Raw genomic sequence first — 19,584 nt, 5'->3', positions numbered from 1 at the left:
AGGGGCTATGAGATCATTTGCGTTAACAGATAAAGGGTTGGTAAGAAATCATAATGAAGATTATTATTATGTCAGTGATACACCTGTTGGAAAATTACCGAATTTATACATTATTGCAGATGGCATGGGTGGTCATAAGGCAGGCGACATCGCTTCAAAAAAGGCAATTCAGCATATCGTCGAAAATGTAGAAAAAAATAGCGATTGGGACGTTGTACAGGCCTTAGAAAATGCAGTGAGAGTTGCTAATAAAGCAATTTTTGATGCAGGTGAAGAGAATCAGAATCAGAAGGGTATGGGAACCACCATCGTAGCTTGTGTTATAAAAGACGATACTTTATTTGTGACCAATGTAGGCGATAGTAGGCTATATGTATATGCGGATGGTTTTGAACAGGTTACACTGGATCATTCTGTCGTTGAAGAATTGTATAGAGCCGGTCATATTTCAGAAGAAGACCGATACAACCATCCGAATAAAAATATGATAACGAGGGCCCTTGGTGCGGAAGAAGATGTAAAAGTAGACCGATTTGTTAGACCCCTTAGTAGCTCGGATTTGATATTATTATGTTCAGACGGTTTGAATAAAATGTTAAGTGATGACGAAGTGCGTATAATTATGAGTCAAGCAAAGACGATAGAAGATATGGGCTATGCTTTAATGAAAGCATGCTTAGATAAAGGTGGTATTGATAATATTACACTTATTATAATAAATAGTGGAAACGAGGTACAGTCATGATACAACTTGGCGCACTTATAAATGAACGCTATTCAATCGAAGAGAAGATCGGTTCCGGTGGTATGTCCATCGTTTATAAAGCAAAAGACACCAAGCTGGGACGTACGGTAGCCATTAAGATTTTAAGAGATGATTATGTTTATGATGATGAATTTGTTGGAAAATTTAAAGTTGAAGCTCAGGCAGCAGCCAGTTTATCTCATGTGAATATTGTTAATATTTATGATGTTGGTAATGAAAAGAAAACACACTTTATTGTGATGGAATATTTAGATGGTATTACACTCAAGGATTATATCAAAGCCAAAGGCAAATTAAGTAATGAAGAGACATTGCGTATAAGTGCTTGTATTGCTTCAGCTTTGGATTGCGCCCATACCAACCATATATTTCATCGTGATATTAAGCCTCAAAACATCATCATAACCAAGGATGGAAGGGTGAAAGTGGCTGACTTTGGTATTGCCAGAATCGCTACAGGTGCGACCATACCGGCAGCTGATATGGCATCCGGTTCGGTACATTATATTCCACCGGAGCAGGCAAAAAGTGGCTACTCAAATGAAAGAAGCGATATATACTCACTGGGTATTACGATGTATGAGATGATAACTGGATCTGTACCTTTTACGGCAGATTCGGCGGTTTCTGTCGCTTTAAAGCAGATTCATGATGATCTACCGGATATAAAATCTCTTAATCCGGATGTTGACCGGAACTTGGAGCAGATTATTATTAAAGCAACACAAAAAAAACCGGAACTAAGGTATCATGCTTCAGAAGCATTACTAGCTGATTTGAAAAAAGCGACAAGTTTTCCGACGGAAAACTTTGTAGAGCTTAATGAATTTGATCCTGATTCACCCACGATGATATTGAACAATACACAAATGCGACAGATATGGAATGAAAAGGATACAGATGTAGAACCTAAACCGAAAGTGGAAAAAATGGTTGCGGTAGGCGCCGTCATTTCCGCTATTATTATGACAATGCTGATTCTTGCATTTCTTTTTAGTATTTTTAGAGATAGCCTTATGCCTATAGAAATTCCAATGCCTAACCTAGAGCATATACCCTACGATGAAGCCGTCGTGTTACTTGAAGATTTGTCGCTTACTATAGAAGTGGCATCCAGTGCCTACTCAGATACACATGATAAAGATACGATAATAAGCCAAGATCCAATAGAAGGTACTATTGTAGGTCAAGAGGCCAATGTCAAAGTCGTACTTTCATTAGGGGTCGAATCATTCGAGGTTCCAAAGGTCGTAGCCTTGAATTATGATATTGCAAAGGATTTACTGGCAGATGCCAACTTAGAAGGTATAATCTCTCAAGTGTATAACGAAAACATACCTGTTGGTGTGGTTTTTGAGCAAGACCCGGAAGCTGGAACGATGATGGAAAAAGGCAGTGAAGTCAAACTGAAAGTCAGCCTGGGAAAAGAAGATGTTTTTGTTGTGGTTCCGGATGTTCGTAAAAAAACATTGGATGAAGCCAAGGCCATATTAAGCGAAGCAGGATTAAAAGTCGGCTCAAACATATCTGAGTCCTATAATGATAATATTATTGAAGGTCAGGTTATTGCAATGACAGTTATGCCTGGCACAACAGTAAAAGAAGGGTATGAAGTTGATTTAACCATTAGTCTTGGTAAGGAGATTAGACCTGTAACAAAAAACATAACCATTAATAATGTTCTTGAACAAGATGAAGACTCTGGGATTATTTCAGTAATATTAATAAAAGAGGGTGTTTCAGAAGAGGTGTATAATAAAGTCGTTTATCATTCGGATTTTGACACCCCACTGAATGTGCCTGTAACAGGACTAGGATCTGCCACCATAGAGGTCTATAAAAATGGTAGCCTCGAGTATACACAAATGCTGGATTTCGCTGAGGAGCGTGCTGAATGATAGGAAAAATTGTAAAAGGTATTGCTGGTTTTTACTATGTACATGTACCTCACATGGGAATTTTCGAATGTAAAGCAAGAGGCATTTTCAGGAAAGAAAACATTAAACCGTTAATTGGTGATAACGTCGAGATTGTTGTTTTAGATGAAGAAAATAAAAAAGGCAATATAGAAACCATTCAAAAGAGAAAAAACCAATTAGACCGACCGATGGTTGCGAATATTGATCAAGCGGTTATAGTTTTTGCGGTTGCCTATCCGGAACCGAACTATAATCTTCTAGACCGTTTTCTTGTTATGGTTGAAGAAAAAGGCATAGAAGCCATTATTTGTTTTAATAAAACAGATATACTTACCAAAGAGCAGGTTGAAATGATTAAAGCTATATATGAAAAAACCGGATATAAGGTTTTTGCTACCAGTTCAATTGAAGAAAGAGGTATTGATTCACTAAAAGATGCTCTATATGATAAAACAACTGTTTTTGCCGGACCTTCCGGTGTAGGAAAATCATCCATACTTAATCTCATACAATCAGAGATACTTTTAGAAACAGGGATTGTTAGTGAAAAAATCGGTCGAGGCAAGCATACAACTCGTCATGCAGATTTGATTTGTTTTCATGAAAACAGTTATGTTGTAGATACACCGGGCTTTTCTTCACTGGATATTGACCATTTGTCTGAGGAAGATATTAAGCTTTATTTCAAAGAGTTTTACAAGTATGAACCCTATTGCAAATTTAAAGGCTGTAATCATTTGAATGAACCTGTTTGCGGCATTAAAGATGCTGTGAAAGAGGGCGATATTTCTCATAGCCGATACACCAGTTATAAACAGCTCATAGATGAATTAAAAGATATAAGGAGATGGTAATATGAATTTGTTAGCCCCATCCATTCTTTCAGCCGACTTTTCTAGGCTTGGAGAAGAAATCGAAACAGTTATTAATGCAGGTGCCGACTACATACATGTAGATGTTATGGACGGCCACTATGTGCCCAATATATCTCTAGGCCCCCCGGTCATTAAGTCTATTAGGCAGGCAACGAAAAGCTTTCTTGATGTTCATTTGATGATCACAGAACCGCTACGTTACATTAAGGCTTTTGCAGAAGCTGGTTCAGATATGATTACTTTTCATCAAGAAGCAGAAGGGGATGTTACTGAAACCATGAAGGCCATAAAATCCTATGGTATAAAAGTAGGTTTGACCATTAACCCCAAAACATCTGTGACCGTACTTGATCCATATCTTAAGGACGTGGATATGATACTGATTATGTCAGTTGAACCGGGATTTGGAGGACAATCTTTCATGCCATCTACTTTAGATAAAGTTAGGTACCTCGTTGAAAAAAGAAAGATTTTGGGCTTAAACTTTGATATTCAGATGGATGGTGGTTTATCTTTTGATAACATTGAAGAAGTTGCAAAAGCCGGTGTTAATATCTTTGTTATGGGGTCTTCCATCTACGCACAAGAAGACGTTGCCTCTGTTACAAGAGCATATAAAAAGAGATTAAAAGCATTGGAATATATCCGATGAAAAGGGCACTTGTCATAACAGGTGGGCAAGTTTCATTGAATCAAATAAAGGAAGTGGTAGCTAACGCTTCATTTGATCTAAAAATAGGTGTGGACCATGGTATTGACTATATGGCTGAATGTGACATTATACCGGATGTCATCTTAGGTGATTTTGATTCCTGTCAAAGGGATGTATTGAGTGCTTACGAAAAAAGACATATCGAAAAGATTGTGTTTCCGGACAAAAAAGATATGACCGATACCCAGTTAGCTTTTGAATGGTTAGAAGAACGTTCTGTAGATGAAGTTGTTGTTTTAGGTGGAACGGGTAGTAGAATGGACCATACCCTAGCCAATCTTTTTCTTATGATAGATTATGGGAAAACATTCAATATTACCTTCTTAGACCCTTACAATAGAATCCGATTGGCAAAAAGCCGTCAGACCATCGATCAGAGCATCTATAAGTATATCTCTTTATTGCCTTTAAGTGAGTATGTACATAATGTAAGCATTTCCGGTGTCAAATATCCCTTGAATAAGGCGACTTTAAAGTCTTCAAGTTCGTATGGTATCAGTAATGAAATCACATCGAAGGCAGCGACGATTTTGGTTGGAGAAGGGGAACTATTGATTATTGAATCTAAGGATTAGTAGTTGTACTTATCTTAGTTCAGGATTGAACCACAAATAAGCCAATAGCAATGCTTAGATATCTAAGACTTGCTATTGGCTTATTTATATTAAATGTTTTAGTTTTATTTCATTAGAAGTGCACTTATTAACACATCAAATGGAACTATGCACGTACGATTTTGCCTGCACGTAAACATTTTGAACAAACTTTGATTCTTTGTGATTGCCCATTAATGACAGCTTTTACTGATCTGATATTAGGTTTCCATTGTTTGTTTGACCTTCTATGAGAATGACTGACTGCGTTACCGAAGTGTACGCCTTTATCACATATTGAACATTTAGCCACAACTGCACCTCCTTAATATATATCTTCATAACAAATCAATTCTATCAAAGAATTTAAATGAATGCAAGCATTACTTATAATAACTTTCAATTAATTAGAAAAAACCTATAAATCATAGGAAAAAGATGTTATAATACAATGAGCAATGATCTCATATTTCTAGGTTAAAGCATGGAAACGACTTAATTGAACTTCATCTACAATATTTAGGTGAATTAGTAAATTTGGTTTTGACACTTTAGCCAGTTTGTTAAGTTCTATGATATTATTATACGACGATATAGATGAAGGAGGCATTTTTATGATTGGTAGATTAGATACTGGTTATGGAGAAGTGACAATCGATGATGAAGTCTTGGAAAAAGTTGCCGGTGTAACAGCGGTCGAATGCTATGGCATTGTCGGTATGGCTATGGTGAATGTAACCAGCGGTATTGCCAAGCTATTAAAAGGTGATAGTATCACAAAAGGTATTTCCTTGAAAGTGGATGATAACTGTATTCGAATCGACCTACATATTGTAATTGAATATGGTGTTAACATTAAAGCCGTTACAGACAACCTCGTCAGTACGGTGAAGTATAAATTAGAGACTTTTTCAGGTTTGGAAGTCAAGCATATAAATATATATGTAGAAGACGTCAGAGTGGACGAATAAGAAACTAAGGAGGAATACCAGTGACTGCTTATAACATATCACCTAAGACTTTAAAAAGTATGTTTATTGCTGGTGCAAAATATTTAGAGTCAAAAAAGAAGTATGTAGATGAACTTAATGTTTTCCCCGTGCCTGACGGCGATACGGGAACAAATATGACACTAACCATTTTAGCGGCAGTACGAGATGTTCAGAAGGTGGATTCGGATGATTTGCAAGGTTTGGCTAAAGCCATTTCATCCGGTTCATTAAGAGGCGCAAGAGGAAATTCAGGCGTTATATTATCACAGCTTTTTAGAGGCTTTTGTAAAGAAATATCAAGTCATGATGTCTTAGACGCTGTCGTCTTGGCTAATGCCTTGCAAAGAGGTTCTGAGACTGCCTATAAGGCGGTCATGAAGCCTAAAGAAGGCACCATATTGACGGTAGCCAGAGAGGCTGCAGAAAAGGCTGTAGAACTTGCACGTGTTAATGATGATATTGTTGACATTTTAAAAAAAGTGATTGTTCATGCAGAAGCAACTTTACAATATACACCTGAATTGCTGCCTGTTTTGAAACAAGCAGGTGTGGTCGATTCTGGTGGTCAAGGACTAATGTATATTTTAAGAGGTGCTTTGATGGCCCTTGAAGCCGGTGATGATTATGTTGTTGAATTTGAAGAGGATGATACACATGCGGAGATTGAATTAATATACGATCATAGTGGTGAAGAAATTAAGTTCGGCTATTGCACAGAGTTTATAATAAATGTACGAAATGACATGGAAAGTGATCGAGAAGCTTTAGCTCTTAGGACTTATCTTGAAACGATTGGTGATTCAATTGTTGCTGTTTCAGACGAGGATATCATTAAAATACATGTTCACACCAATGACCCAGGTCTTGCGCTACAAAAAGGTCTCTCTATCGGCGAACTCAGCAACTTGAAAATTGACAACATGCGAGAAGAACATGCTAATAGATTGATTGCTCAAGAGGAATTAGATAAGCTTCACCCCACGGAAGTAAAAGAAAATGGTTTTGTGGTTATCTCCATAGGAGACGGACTGAGTGAGATTTTCAAAGGCCTAGGCGCCGATTATATTGTAGAAGGGGGTCAAACCATGAACCCATCTACAGAGGATATACTTAATGCTGTTTCAAAAGTAAATGCAAAAAGCGTGTTTATCTTACCCAATAACAAAAACATTATTTTAGCTGCAGAACAAGTTAAAGATATTGTAGACGACAAACAAGTCATAGTTATCCCAACCAAATCCATTCCTGAAGGGATCAGTGCTTTAATCAACTTTGAGGAGGATAAGTCCCCCAAGGAGAATCAAGAGACTATGACGCAGGCCATTAATGATGTGGTATCTGGACAGGTGACACATGCCATTAGAGACACGGTTGTTGATGAGAAAATCATCAAGGAAGGTGATTTTCTTGGGATTGGCAAAGGCAAGATTAATGTGGTAGAAGCTGACGTTGAACAGGCGGTCAGAAAGCTTTTTGAGTCATTGATAGATGAAGACAGCGAATTAATTTCTGTATACTATGGAATGGATGTTGATGAGGCTACTGCAAATCAATTATCCAAGGATTTAGAAGAAACATATCCAAATTGTGAGATAGAAGTTCATTATGGTGGTCAACCCTTGTATTACTATATTTTATCTCTTGAATAGAATTCAAATTAAGACTTAAGGTTCTCTAACCTACAGTGTAAAATATACTGTAGGTAGGAGAACATTTTTTTGATTAGAGAAAGTTAGTTTTGACCCTTGAACCATGATTATGGTATTATTACCCTAAATGAATTACAGAAATAAGGTGATCTATGTGGAAACAAATAAACCAATTACTGAATTAAGTGGTATAGGAAAAAAGAAGGCTCAATTATTTGAGAAGATAGGCATTAAGAGTTTAATGGACTTGGTGACCTACTATCCTACGACTTACGAAAAAGGAATTGGATATTCAAGAATACAAGAGGTTAAACCGAATGGAACCTACCTTATTCAAGGGGAAATCATGGTTGCACCTTATTCCAAAAAGGCAAGACAGGTTATATTAACATCTACACGCATAAAAGATGATACTGGTGAGATTGGTTTAACGTGGTTCAATCAACCCTATCTGCAAAAACAGTTAAAAGAAGGCCAAATGATTACAGTCATGGGGAAAGCGTCCTATAAATACGAAAAGTTACAGCTAACATCTCCAAAAATTCTTACACAAGCAGATTTAAATTATTACGATGACAAAACCATTATTCCAATATATCCTTTGACAAAAGGCATCAACCAAAAAGCTATTCGCCTAGCAGTAGCTTCAGCTATGGAAGCGATCAACAATAGGATTGAAGATTATTTACCAGACATGATCAGAGAAGCGAATGAATTAATATCTTTAGAAGATGCAATTTATCAGGTTCATTACCCACAAAACGATGTTGTTTTGAATGATGCTAGAAGAAGACTGGTATTTGATGAATTTTTGTTTTTTCAATTAGGGCTTATGATGTTAAAAGATGAACAAGTTAGAATAGAAAATCAGTATAATTTCGAGTGTCGAAAAGGGTATGAAAACACACTTAAAAAGCTGCCTTTTGCATTAACAAGCGCTCAATACAATGTCCTAGATGAAATCATAAAGGATATGAATGGTTCCTATAATATGAACCGTCTGATTCAAGGCGATGTTGGTTCGGGAAAAACTGTGGTAGCTGCATTGGCTATAATCTTAGCAGCAGAAAATGGCTATCAAAGTGTTTTAATGGCACCGACAGAGGTATTGGCTAAGCAACACCTTCAATCTTTAGAAAAAATGTTTGTAAGTATAGACCTTCGGATTGAATTGCTGGTAGGATCAATGACAAAGAAAGAAAAGGTAGATACCTATCAAAAGATTGAAGCCGGCTTAATAGATGTGGTGCTTGGTACTCATGCGGTCATTCAGGAAGGGGTTAATTTTAAGAATCTGGCTTTGGTTATTACAGATGAACAGCATCGATTCGGTGTAGCACAAAGAGAATTACTGGCTGGGAAGGGGCATTATCCGCATGTGCTTGTCATGAGCGGAACACCAATACCAAGAACATTAGGTCTTATACTCTATGGAGATATGGATGTTTCAATTATTGATGAATTACCTCCCGGCAGAAAAAGCATTGAAACCTTCGTAGTAAATGATTCCTATAGAAATAGGGTGAAGGCCTTTATCGCTAAAGAAATAGAAGCGGGCAGACAGTGCTACATAGTATGTCCCATGGTTGAAGAAAATGAGGAAAATGATCTAAAGGATGTCCTTAGCTACACTGAAAAACTAAAAGTAGAATTACCACCTCATATACGCATTGAATATCTTCATGGTCAAATGCGTCCCAAAGAAAAAAATGAAACAATGGAAAGATTTGCAAGGGGTGAACTGGACATTCTTGTATCTACAACCGTTATTGAAGTTGGTATTAATGTGCCTAATGCAACTCTTATGATTATTGAAGATGCCCATCGATTTGGCCTTGCTCAACTACATCAACTTAGAGGTCGTGTTGGTAGAGGTGGCAATCAGTCTTATTGTATATTAATTTCAGATTCACAATCTGTGCTTGGCAAGAAACGTATGGCTATTATGACAGAATCACAAGATGGCTTCTATATCGCTCAAAAAGACTTGGAGATTAGAGGGCATGGCGATCTATTAGGCCTTCGTCAAAGCGGAATGCCGACATTTAAAATAGCAAATATTGTAGAAGATATGGAGATTCTAAAACAAGCCCATTTAGTTGCAAAGACAATTAGCGAAAAACGTGATATACTTCAAGAAGCAACTTACGAAAACTTTAGAAAAAAATTAGAAAACTATATGGAGACCAATATGTCCTTTATAGCTTTATAGGAGTTATCTTATGCGTGTGATAGCAGGAAGTGCTAGATCTTTACCTTTAAGTGTTCCGGAAGGTAAGGATATAAGGCCGACAACAGATCGTTACAAAGAAACAGTTTTTAATATCATTCGACCCTATGTAGTTGGTTCAAACGTATTGGATTTGTTTAGTGGAACCGGCAGTATAGGAATAGAGGCACTAAGTCGAGGTGCAGCCGGTTGTGTGTTTGTAGAAAACCATAAAACAGCCATAATTTGTATTGAGAAAAATCTAAATTTCACAAAACTATTTGAAAAAGCGGAGATTATGAAGTATGATTATAGCAAAGCTTTGATGGATTTAGGCAATCATGGTACCCAGTTTGATTTAATCTATTTGGACCCGCCTTTTGACCAAGGTCTAGAAGAAGTTACGATTTCGCAAATCCATGGATATGATTTGTTAAAAGATGATGGTATAATGGTATGCGAAAGCAGTTTGAAAACGGATATGTCTTTCATTGAAGGTCTAAAAACTTATGAAATCTTCAAAGAACGAATCTATAATACATGTAAGTTTAGCTTTATAAGAAAATCATAGATTATGTAAGGATGTGACATAGTGAAAACAGCGGTATATCCCGGAAGCTTTGATCCGGCCACCAATGGACATTTAGACATCATTAAAAGAAGTGCCTGTCAAGTGGAACATTTGATAGTAGGTGTGTTAAACAATGTCAATAAGTCGAGTTTATTCACAATAGATGAACGTGTGAAATTACTAGAAGCCTTGACTCAGGATCTTCCTAATGTAGAAATCAGGTCCTTTTCTGGATTGTTGGTAGATTTTATGGAAAAAGTATCAGCAAATCTTATAATAAGAGGATTTAGAGCTGTATCTGATTTTGAATTTGAAATACAGTTAGCCCAAACGAACCATAGTTTAAATCCTAATATTGAAACCATTTTTTTTGTAACAAAAAATGAGTACTCGTTTCTAAGTTCCAGTGTTGTAAGAGAGGTTGCTTTGTATGGTGGCGATGTTAGTCAGATGGTTCATCCAATAACCGTCACCTATTTAAAAGATAAATATGAGAGTATGGAGGTATGAGTATGAGTGATGTATTTAATTTAATTGACGAAATGGAAGGTTATTTTGAAGAATGTAAAACAATGCCTTTTTCCAATAAAATCATTGTGGATATGGAAGTGGTATATGAATTCATGACAGATTTAAGGTTGAAGTTACCTGAAGAAATCAAACGCTCACAAAGAATTCTTGAGGAAAAAGAACGTATTATCGAAGATTCAAGAAAAGAAGCGGATCATGCCCTGAACAAAGCTTCAGCAAGGGTCAATGAGTTGATCGATGATCATGAAATAAGTAGAAAAGCAGAAAAAAAAGCGCAAGAAATCATTGAGGCAGCCAATCAAACAGCCAAAGAGATTAAAGTTGGTGCATATGAGTATGTGGAAGAATTGGTTGAGCAAATGGAATATGCAATGCGAGATACAGTAGAACAGACGAATATTCATTATGGTAAGTTTGAAAATTATATCAGTCAGCAAGTAAAAGTTATGGCTAACAACAGAGAAGAATTGATTATGAGCAAAAACAAATTGAATGAATAAGTAAGTAAGAACCTTATATCACAAATTATAAATATAGTATTGACATATAAACCTTTATATTGTAATATATAGATATAAAATAAACCTGTTAAGCAGGTAAACAAATATAGAGGTGTATTATGAATTTATTAAAGAAAAATTATCAGACTATTTCATCAGACGAAGTAAACAAAATCATGATGGATAAAGACGTACAGATTATTGATGTAAGAGAACAATATGAGTATGCAGCCGGTCATATTGAAACTGCCAAACTTATTCCGTTATCAACGATACCAAGTCGAATTAATGAGGTTGATAAGAATAAGAAAGTGATTGTAGTTTGTGCCAGTGGCGCAAGAAGTACCAGCGCTTCTAAGTTTCTAGGAAAAGAAGGTTATGATACCTATAATATGGTTGGTGGTATGATGGGATGGCGTTATAAAACAGTATAATACAAGAAAAGAAGCTTTGCTTCGTTATGAGCTCTGCTCAGGATGTTGAGTCCGTTTTAGTTTGGTCTTCAAAAAGAGAATCCAACTTCAGCTGTCAAAAAAGTCTCTAAGCTTATTCACTTAGAGACTTTTTTGTCGCATATTTTTTTGACATAGAGCCTTATTTTATAGAGTATAGACTACCATTTACCTTTGCTCATGTGGATTCCAAGTTCTGCTTTTGCAAGAGCTTTAATTTCCCATGCCATTTTAATGGTTTTTTCAAAAACATCAATACAACCTGGGTCAAGGCCGATTTCAATTCCGGCTTCGCTTAAGTCAATCATAGTTGCAGCAAGATTTACCAATTCCATATGAAGATCATTGGATTCATCAGAAGCGTAAATCTTGTTAGCATCTTCTTCAGATAAAACAACGTGTTTTTCTTTAGGTGCACCACATTTTGGACAAAAATCCAATGCTTCATCCGCTTCATACACAAAGCCACATACTGTACATTTAAATAGATTCATTTAGTTACCTCCTTAATTAAACTTATAATTGATTAAGGTAGCAAAACGCATTTCTGATACCATAATCTGAGTTAATGTTTCAACTTATTATATCACATATGAGAAGAATAGGTAGACCATTATTATTATGGTAATCGAATAATGGGTGTCTCATATTCATTTTCCATTTTTGTACCATAATAAAAATGAATAAGATGATTGTAGTGCAGTGTGCTATTTAAATCAGCCTTATAAGACAGCAGTTGTAGGTCGTCTAATTGCTTGCAGCCTTGGCGTGTGTTGACAATAATCGGTAGATTTTCATCATATTTTTTAATAGCTTTCAACATCTCTTGACCTTTTGGATTGAAACCCAAGACCTTAAGATAGGGCTTCATTTCGGTATTTAGTACTTCAAATGTTTTTTGTTCGTGACCCAGGTAAATATGCAATAATGCTCTTGCAACTTTAGTTCTTGTATAACGTTTTGATAGGATTCTATCTACCAAACTTTCATAATCATAGGCATGCAAAGCCGCTTCAATAATTTTATTTTCAAGACCCTCATTTACATCCTGATAAGTACGCAAGACTTCAGGTGTACTTGTAAGAATTTTATATTTTAGAAAAGGGAATATCATATCGTAGAAGATGGGACCTTCGCTAGAAATGATAACATTTTCCAAGGTATTATAAGAATATAGAGGAAGTTTTTTGGATAAAGGCTTGTAATGGTCATGCTCACGTAAGTACTTTCTGATAGCAGTTGCAGAAGGGATTGTTGTCTTACTGTCATCATCATGGTACTCAGATCCAATACGTTTAATGGTGGTTGGTATGATTTTGCTGTTTTGCCTTAGTAAAGCTTTTATGTATTCAATACCCAAAATATTGTTCGGCGTTTTAATAGATAAAGCCTGATCAGTCGACATCAGATGATGGTTCTTAACATATTTTAGTAAGGCTTTTTCTCTTGCTTTAGGAAAAGCATCCCCTTTGCCTAAATATTCATTAAGAAGAAATCGAAATCCAATAGGTTCTTTATAGAGAACTTCTGCTATCTTAACAAGAGCATCTATGGACCCGGATTCACTTCCAAAATTCAAATGTGTTGTGATTCCTGTTGCCTGTAATAGTTTGATTGCCATATGTGAAAAATACTCAGCACTGGAAGTGGCAAAATAAGTAGGAAGCTCAATGACCAAATCCACACCCGTATGGAGCGCTGCTTGAGTTCTTGCATATTTATTAATAATAGCCGGCTCACCACGTTGGACAAAATTGCCGCTCATAATCAAAACAACGCCTTGAGCTTCAGTTGTTGTTCTAGCTGCTTGAATTTGGTATGCATGGCCCAAATGAAGGGGGTTGTATTCGGTGACAATTCCACATATATTCATAATTACCATCCTTTTTAAGTACGCTTTAGAAAAGTATATCATAGTCCAGACTTATATGGCTATATAGTTTAACCCATTAACCTGTCAATGTTTATAAAAAAAACAACAAAAACCTAAAAAAGGATTGTATACAATGAACACAAAGTATATAATTAGATATATGGTTAAGGCATCAAAACTATTTAGTTGAACTTTTATAAACGATATTCAATTACGAATGCATCAACGTGAACAATGATCATTAACTGTAAGCAACGATTAAGTGCTTAGAGTCAATGGTCTTTGCAATTATAACGTAATAAATGAGCCAATCTGAAAGGGGCAAAAAATGAGTTTTATTGAAACAATTAAAGACAGAGCAAGACAATCAAGAAAAACCATCGTATTACCTGAAAGTATGGAAATAAGAACACTTGAAGCCACAGCACAAATATTAACCGAAGACATTTGTGATGTTATTTTAATCGGTGATGAGGATGAAATTAATAGCGTGGCAACGAACCTTGATATTTCAGGCGCAACGATTATTAATCCGAATTCTTTTGAGCAAATGGATACCTATATTGCTAAGTTGGTGGAACTTCGAGAACAAAAAGGCATGACTTTAGAAAAAGCAGGGGAAATCTTAAAGACGGATGCACTATACTTAGGGGTCATGATGGTTAAAATGGGTTATGCAGACGGCATGGTAGCCGGAGCTGTTAATTCAACAGCCAATGTTTTAAGACCATCCCTTCAAATCTTAAAAACAGCACCCAACACAAAACTTGTTTCTTCTTTCTTTGTTATGGTAGTGCCTAATTGCGAATTTGGACATCAAGGTACTTTTATTTATTCAGATTGTGGATTGGTTCAAAACCCGGATGCAGAAGAACTTGCTACCATAGCGGGAAGTTCTGCAAAATCTTTTCGAAATCTAGTGGGTGTTGAACCCATAGTAGGTATGTTATCCCACTCAACTAAAGGAAGTGCTTCACACCCAGATGTAGATAAAGTTGTTGAAGCCACCAGAATTGCAAAATCACTTTACCCGGAATACAAAATTGATGGAGAATTCCAATCAGATGCAGCCATTGTACCAAGTATAGGTGCTGCAAAGGCACCTGGTAATGAGATTGCCGGTAAAGCCAATGTACTTGTATTCCCAGATCTTGATGCGGCGAATATTTGTTACAAGTTAACAGAACGACTTGCTAAAGCTGATGCATATGGACCCATTACACAAGGAATCGCAAAACCTGTCAATGATCTATCAAGAGGTTGTACAGCTGAAGATATTGTCGGTGTCGTTGCTATAACAGCGGTACAGGCTCAATAAGAATGACCAAGGAAAAGGGAGCAAAAATATGAATATTTTAGTTTTGAATTGTGGTAGTTCATCCGTTAAGTACCAACTGATTAATATGGAAAATGAGGACGTATTAGCAATAGGGATATGTGATCGAATTGGTTTTGAAGGTTCTTTTATTGGGCATAAACCAAAAGGACATGATAAGTTGAAATTACAAATACCAATGAAAGATCATAAGGATGCAGTAAAATCTGTGCTTGCTACATTAACAGATCCAGCACATGGTGTTATTGACTCTATGGATGAGATTGCCGCTGTCGGTCACAGGGTTGTTCATGGAGGAGAAGCTTTCTCAGCTTCTATCATCATTACGGAAGAAGTAAAGGATGCGATTAAAGCATGTAGTGACTTGGCGCCTTTACATAATCCGGCCAACTTAGTTGGTATTAATGCTTGTGAAGTGCTAATGCCAAATACAAAACAAGTTGCGGTTTTTGACACAGCCTTCCATCAAACAATGGAACCAAAAACTTACTTATATGCCCTTCCATATAAGTATTATACTAAGCATAAAATCAGAAAGTATGGTTTCCATGGTACTTCTCACAAATATGTGGCATATAGAACAGCGGAGTTCTTAGGCCGTAATGTTGAGGATATGAAAATTGTTGTTTGTCATTTAGGCAACGGTGCAAGTGTGTGTGCAATCGACAAAGGAAAATCAATAGATACGAGTATGGGCTTAACACCTCTTGAAGGCCTTGCAATGGGAACCCGTAGTGGTGACTTGGATCCGGCTATTGTTCAATTTATTGCGGAAAAAGAAGGTTTAACCTTAGATGAAGTCATCAATGTGCTGAACAAGGAATCCGGTATAAAAGGGTTGTCACAGTTCTCCAGTGACTTTAGAGACATTGAAGATGCAATCGCTGAGGGCAACCAACAAGCAATTTTGTCCATGGATGTTTATCATCTTAGAGTAGCTAAATATATAGGTGCATATGCAGCGGCTATGAATGGCATTGATGCCGTTGTGTTTACTGCTGGACTTGGAGAAAACAACCATGAAGTGCGTAAAGAAATATGTAATTACCTAGGTTACTTAGGTGTTAAGGTTGACGATGAACTCAATCATGTTCGTTCTATGGAACGTGACTTTTCAGCTGAAGGGGCAACTGTAAGATCGCTCGTTATACCTACGAATGAAGAACTGGCCATTGCAAGAGAAACAAAGCAACTCATCAAAAAAAATTAAATATCAATGTTAATGTGTCAATTTGAGTATTTCTAAATAAAATACTGTATAGAGGCAATGGCTTAGGTTATTGCCTTTATGTATTATAACTCAAGGTGCCGCTTTATTCCTGTTATGATATTTTGCCCTTGACAAAATATTTGGCCATATGTATAATTACATGTGGTTATTATTCGAGGTATAAAGCGATTATGCTTTACAGCTAAAGGAGTGGTATCATGCAGATAAATTTAACGGAACTGTTTTCACAAACGGTTAAAGATGTTACTATCCGGCGAACCTTGGAAATGGATCAACTTGAATTTGGTGGAGAGATTTTTGAAATTAGTGAGCCCATTAAAATCGAATTTGAAGTTACCCAATTAGGTGAAGGCGAATATTTGACCCAAGGCAAGGTTGAAGCAGCGTTGGTCATGTACTGCAATCGTTGTATGAATGAAGTCATATCTAGGATTGAAGGTCGGTTTACAAAAGAATTGAATGAGAATATTGATGATCCTGAAAACGATGAAATGAAGGATTATTACAAAAACTCAATTCTGAATGTGAAAAAGTTGGCTTTAGACGAAATCTATATGAACGTGCCTATGAAAGTTCTTTGCAATGAATCGTGTCAAGGCATTTGTAAGGTATGTGGTGCTGATCTTAACCAAGAAGCATGCAATTGCGAAGATGATAATGTGGATCCCAGACTTGCGGGACTAAAAGATTTATTTAATGAAAGATTTAAGGAGGTGTAGATCATGGCAGTACCAAAACGTAAAGTATCCAAAGCAAGAAGAAACAGCAGAAGAGCTAATTGGAAATTAACAGCTCCAAATCTGTCCACGTGTACAAAATGTGGCGAACTTGTAATGTCACACAGAGCTTGTAAAAAATGTGGCACATATAAGAACAAAGTCGTATTAGAGGTAAAATAATCTACACTTTTCCAATGAATATAAACAGCGTAACCATAATGGTTACGCTATTTTAAGTATTAAGAAAATTCATAGGAAAGAGGAGGCGGAATATGGAACTAACGAAGATTGTGATTGACGCCATGGGTGGTGATGATGCACCTAATGCCATGGTTGAAGGTGCTATTTGGGCACTAAATACATGTGAGGACATTCATCTGATATTAACGGGTGATGAAACAAAGATTGGTGCAATATTAAAAGATAAGTCTTATGACAAAAACAGAATGGAAATCATTCATACAACAGAAATCATCACCAATGATGAATCTCCTGTCCTTGCCATACGAAGAAAAAAAGATGCATCTTTAGTTAAGGCCTTGTATCTTGTTAAAGACAAAAAGGCAGATGCACTGGTATCAGCTGGTAGCACAGGTGCTGTGTTGGCCGGTGGAACTTTGGTCATTGGACGGATGAAAGGCATTGAACGTCCGGCGCTTGGTTCGCTGATTCCTAATGAAAAGGGTATGACCTTGCTCATTGACTGTGGTGCTAATGTGGATAGTAAGCCTCATTTCTTACATCAGTTTGCAAAAATGGGGTCCATTTACTATGAGAACATCCTAGATATTAAGCACCCTAAAGTCGCTTTAGTTAACAATGGTTCAGAAGACAAAAAAGGTAATGCTTTAGTAAAAGAAACATTTCCATTGTTGAAAAATGATTCTTCTTTGAATTTTATTGGCAATTTAGAGGCCAGAGATATTCCTACCGGTGAGGCCCATGTCATTGTATGTGATGGTTTTGTAGGCAATGTCATTTTAAAGTTGACAGAAGGCTTGGCTGCATCTTTACTTGGGATGGTAAAAGAATCAATTATGTCCACAACCATGAGTAAAATAGGTGGTCTTCTGATAAAGAAATCCATGAAGTCTATGAAGAAAAGGTTAGACTACACTGAGTATGGAGGGGCACCCTTATTAGGTTTAGAAGCATTAGTGGTAAAAGCCCATGGAAGTTCTAATGCTAAGGCATTTAAAAATGCTATTATACAATGTAAAACTTTTGTAGATCATAAGGTGAATGATAAAATTAAACAACAATTATTATAAGTCTATGGTTGATTATGTTTAAAAATTATAGTAAGATGGTTTTATTATATGGTTAAAATGAAGATTATTTGATTGAACTTAGTTTTTATATCTTAATCATTTCAGATGGGTTCTAAAAGATGAACTTAATGAGAAAGGAGCTAATTATGGATGAAAGTAAATTATTAGAAATCATAGCAGAATTTACGACATATGGGCCGGAAGAATTAAAAGAAAATATGAATTTTTCAGATGACCTTGGTATTGATTCTCTTGATTTGGCACAAATCATTATGGCTGTAGAAGATGCCTATGATGTTGAATTAGATGAGGAAGCCTTAGACAGTATTCAGACTGTTGGAGATGCAATTAATATGGTTAAGAATAACGGGTAAGATTTAAACAAGGAAATTTGATGATATAAGAAAAGAGGTTTCAGTTAATGAAGCTTCTTTTTTGTTATAGTAGTGTAGATTGTATTTGGTGGTCCCATGAAAACCCTTACATAGTATATATGATTACTGCCGCACATAGGCAGATGCTTATTCGGTTTTGAATCTGTTATTTAATAGAAAAAGAAATAAGTTTATGTTATAATATTTAACTGTGATTACAATTTAAGAAAGTGAGAAAAGATATGTCCCAAGTAAAAGATGTTGAAGAATTTCAAGATATTATTGGGTATCAATTTGTTGATTTAAGACTTCTTGAAAGAGCCTTAACCCATAGTTCCTACGCGAATGAACATCGACTTAGCAAATTTGAAAACAATGAACGACTGGAGTTTTTGGGTGATGCAGTTCTAGAAATTATTACATCAGAATTCTTATTTCGGAAGTACGATGAAATGTTAGAAGGGGAGTTGACTAAATTTCGAGCCAGTATTGTTTGTGAACCAACGCTGGCTAATTTTTCCAGAGAAATCAATCTTGGTGATTATTTGCTATTAGGAAAGGGTGAAGATAATTCAGGAGGTAGATTAAGGTCTTCTGTTTTGTCAGACGCGGTAGAAGCATTAATTGGTGCCATTTATTTGGATGGTGGTCTTGAAGAAGCGCGCATTTTTGTTGAATCTACATTATTAAAGGATGTAGAAAAAAGAAAGCTGTTTGTTGACAGCAAAACCCATCTTCAGGAAATCATCCAAAAAAATAGTGATCAGTCTGTTGAATATGTTATTGTAAGTGAAAAAGGTCCGGATCATTCCAAGCTTTTTGAAGTCATCGTCGTTCACGAAGATAAAACCATTGGTCATGGATTTGGAAGAAGTAAAAAATCTGCAGAGCAAGAAGCCGCGTTTGATGCGATCAAAAAAATTGTTTAACAATAATTTCTGAACAATTTATAAACGTATTATAAGTTGTCCAATTTTTATTGATGGATTATAAGAATCAACTAAATGAAAG

22 protein-coding genes are annotated in these 19,584 nt (G+C 36.2%); 19 read left to right on the top strand and 3 right to left on the bottom strand.

Going from position 1 to position 19,584, the window contains the following annotated elements; all coding sequences use genetic code 11:
- The first annotated feature begins 7 nt into the window (after positions 1 to 7).
- The 5 genes from P0N36_RS02950 to P0N36_RS02930 are packed head-to-tail and all read left to right on the top strand — an operon-like array spanning position 8 to position 4,847.
- Positions 8 to 745: a Stp1/IreP family PP2C-type Ser/Thr phosphatase gene (locus P0N36_RS02950; protein ID WP_275841336.1), complete on the top strand. Its 738-nt coding sequence runs from the start codon at positions 8 to 10 to the stop codon at positions 743 to 745.
- Entirely contained in the window at positions 742 to 2,664 is a 1,923-nt protein-coding gene (pknB, locus tag P0N36_RS02945; RefSeq protein WP_275841335.1) for a Stk1 family PASTA domain-containing Ser/Thr kinase, read from the top strand. The genes P0N36_RS02950 and pknB overlap by 4 nt, the downstream gene beginning before the upstream one ends.
- Positions 2,661 to 3,539, top strand: a complete 879-nt coding sequence (gene rsgA, locus P0N36_RS02940; RefSeq protein WP_275841334.1) for a ribosome small subunit-dependent GTPase A — start codon at positions 2,661 to 2,663, stop codon at positions 3,537 to 3,539. The genes pknB and rsgA overlap by 4 nt, the downstream gene beginning before the upstream one ends.
- Before the next feature lies 1 nt (position 3,540).
- Positions 3,541 to 4,212 carry a ribulose-phosphate 3-epimerase gene (gene rpe / locus P0N36_RS02935; RefSeq protein WP_275841333.1) on the top strand — a complete coding sequence of 224 codons (672 nt, stop codon included), beginning with the start codon at positions 3,541 to 3,543 and terminating at the stop codon, positions 4,210 to 4,212.
- On the top strand, positions 4,209 to 4,847 hold the full coding sequence (locus P0N36_RS02930; RefSeq protein ID WP_275841332.1) for a thiamine diphosphokinase: 639 nt from the start codon (positions 4,209 to 4,211) through the stop codon (positions 4,845 to 4,847). Before rpe ends, P0N36_RS02930 begins: the two co-directional genes overlap by 4 nt.
- A 145-nt stretch (positions 4,848 to 4,992) precedes the next feature.
- On the opposite strand, the gene rpmB is transcribed toward P0N36_RS02930, so the two are convergent.
- Positions 4,993 to 5,178 carry a 50S ribosomal protein L28 gene (rpmB, locus tag P0N36_RS02925; protein WP_125135468.1) on the bottom strand — a complete coding sequence of 62 codons (186 nt, stop codon included), beginning with the start codon at positions 5,176 to 5,178 and terminating at the stop codon, positions 4,993 to 4,995.
- 301 nt (positions 5,179 to 5,479) lie between these two features.
- Here rpmB and P0N36_RS02920 point away from each other — a divergent pair, with 301 nt between their 5' ends.
- From P0N36_RS02920 to P0N36_RS02890, 7 genes are all read left to right on the top strand, one after another.
- On the top strand, positions 5,480 to 5,836 hold the full coding sequence (locus P0N36_RS02920; protein WP_275841331.1) for an Asp23/Gls24 family envelope stress response protein: 357 nt from the start codon (positions 5,480 to 5,482) through the stop codon (positions 5,834 to 5,836).
- A 59-nt stretch (positions 5,837 to 5,895) separates the two neighbouring features.
- Positions 5,896 to 7,506 (top strand): DAK2 domain-containing protein, encoded by a 1,611-nt coding sequence (locus P0N36_RS02915; protein ID WP_275841349.1) that lies wholly within the window; start codon positions 5,896 to 5,898, stop codon positions 7,504 to 7,506.
- 154 nt (positions 7,507 to 7,660) lie between these two features.
- The gene (recG, locus tag P0N36_RS02910) at positions 7,661 to 9,718 is read left to right on the top strand and encodes an ATP-dependent DNA helicase RecG (protein WP_275841330.1); all 2,058 of its coding nucleotides are present in this window, start codon (positions 7,661 to 7,663) and stop codon (positions 9,716 to 9,718) included.
- Between the two features lie 10 nt (positions 9,719 to 9,728).
- The gene (gene rsmD, locus P0N36_RS02905; RefSeq protein ID WP_275841329.1) at positions 9,729 to 10,286 is read left to right on the top strand and encodes a 16S rRNA (guanine(966)-N(2))-methyltransferase RsmD; all 558 of its coding nucleotides are present in this window, start codon (positions 9,729 to 9,731) and stop codon (positions 10,284 to 10,286) included.
- 21 nt (positions 10,287 to 10,307) lie between these two features.
- Positions 10,308 to 10,796 (top strand): pantetheine-phosphate adenylyltransferase, encoded by a 489-nt coding sequence (gene coaD / locus P0N36_RS02900; protein WP_275841328.1) that lies wholly within the window; start codon positions 10,308 to 10,310, stop codon positions 10,794 to 10,796.
- Between the two features lie 2 nt (positions 10,797 to 10,798).
- Positions 10,799 to 11,317: a hypothetical protein gene (locus P0N36_RS02895; RefSeq protein ID WP_275841327.1), complete on the top strand. Its 519-nt coding sequence runs from the start codon at positions 10,799 to 10,801 to the stop codon at positions 11,315 to 11,317.
- Between the two features lie 119 nt (positions 11,318 to 11,436).
- A complete protein-coding gene (locus tag P0N36_RS02890) occupies positions 11,437 to 11,751 on the top strand; it encodes a rhodanese-like domain-containing protein (protein ID WP_275841326.1) in 315 nt (104 codons plus the stop codon).
- A gap of 179 nt (positions 11,752 to 11,930) precedes the next feature.
- Here the strand turns inward: P0N36_RS02890 and P0N36_RS02885 are convergent, their stop codons facing one another.
- Both P0N36_RS02885 and P0N36_RS02880 read right to left on the bottom strand, forming a co-directional pair.
- On the bottom strand, positions 11,931 to 12,263 hold the full coding sequence (locus P0N36_RS02885; RefSeq protein ID WP_275841325.1) for a rubredoxin-like domain-containing protein: 333 nt from the start codon (positions 12,261 to 12,263) through the stop codon (positions 11,931 to 11,933).
- Positions 12,264 to 12,388: 125 nt separating this feature from the next.
- Positions 12,389 to 13,642, bottom strand: coding sequence for a nucleotidyltransferase (locus P0N36_RS02880; protein WP_275841324.1), 1,254 nt, complete (start codon positions 13,640 to 13,642; stop codon positions 12,389 to 12,391).
- 328 nt (positions 13,643 to 13,970) lie between these two features.
- Between P0N36_RS02880 and pta the strand changes: the two genes are divergently transcribed.
- From pta to rnc, 7 genes are all read left to right on the top strand, one after another.
- A complete protein-coding gene (gene pta / locus P0N36_RS02875; RefSeq protein WP_275841323.1) occupies positions 13,971 to 14,960 on the top strand; it encodes a phosphate acetyltransferase in 990 nt (329 codons plus the stop codon).
- A 28-nt stretch (positions 14,961 to 14,988) separates the two neighbouring features.
- Complete coding sequence (locus tag P0N36_RS02870) at positions 14,989 to 16,188, top strand: acetate kinase (protein ID WP_275841322.1); 1,200 nt, start codon at positions 14,989 to 14,991, stop codon at positions 16,186 to 16,188.
- 218 nt (positions 16,189 to 16,406) lie between these two features.
- On the top strand, positions 16,407 to 16,928 hold the full coding sequence (locus P0N36_RS02865; protein ID WP_275841321.1) for a YceD family protein: 522 nt from the start codon (positions 16,407 to 16,409) through the stop codon (positions 16,926 to 16,928).
- Positions 16,929 to 16,931: 3 nt separating this feature from the next.
- A complete protein-coding gene (rpmF, locus tag P0N36_RS02860) occupies positions 16,932 to 17,108 on the top strand; it encodes a 50S ribosomal protein L32 (protein ID WP_330683934.1) in 177 nt (58 codons plus the stop codon).
- Between the two features lie 92 nt (positions 17,109 to 17,200).
- The gene (gene plsX / locus P0N36_RS02855; protein WP_275841320.1) at positions 17,201 to 18,199 is read left to right on the top strand and encodes a phosphate acyltransferase PlsX; all 999 of its coding nucleotides are present in this window, start codon (positions 17,201 to 17,203) and stop codon (positions 18,197 to 18,199) included.
- A gap of 146 nt (positions 18,200 to 18,345) precedes the next feature.
- Positions 18,346 to 18,573, top strand: coding sequence for an acyl carrier protein (locus tag P0N36_RS02850; RefSeq protein WP_275841319.1), 228 nt, complete (start codon positions 18,346 to 18,348; stop codon positions 18,571 to 18,573).
- A 242-nt stretch (positions 18,574 to 18,815) separates the two neighbouring features.
- Positions 18,816 to 19,502, top strand: coding sequence for a ribonuclease III (rnc, locus tag P0N36_RS02845; protein ID WP_275841318.1), 687 nt, complete (start codon positions 18,816 to 18,818; stop codon positions 19,500 to 19,502).
- Positions 19,503 to 19,584: the final 82 nt, after the last annotated feature.

The organism is Petrocella sp. FN5 (assembly GCF_029210395.1).
Taxonomy (GTDB): Bacteria; Bacillota; Clostridia; order Lachnospirales; family Vallitaleaceae; genus Petrocella.
This window is presented reverse-complemented; position numbering and strand designations above follow the sequence as displayed.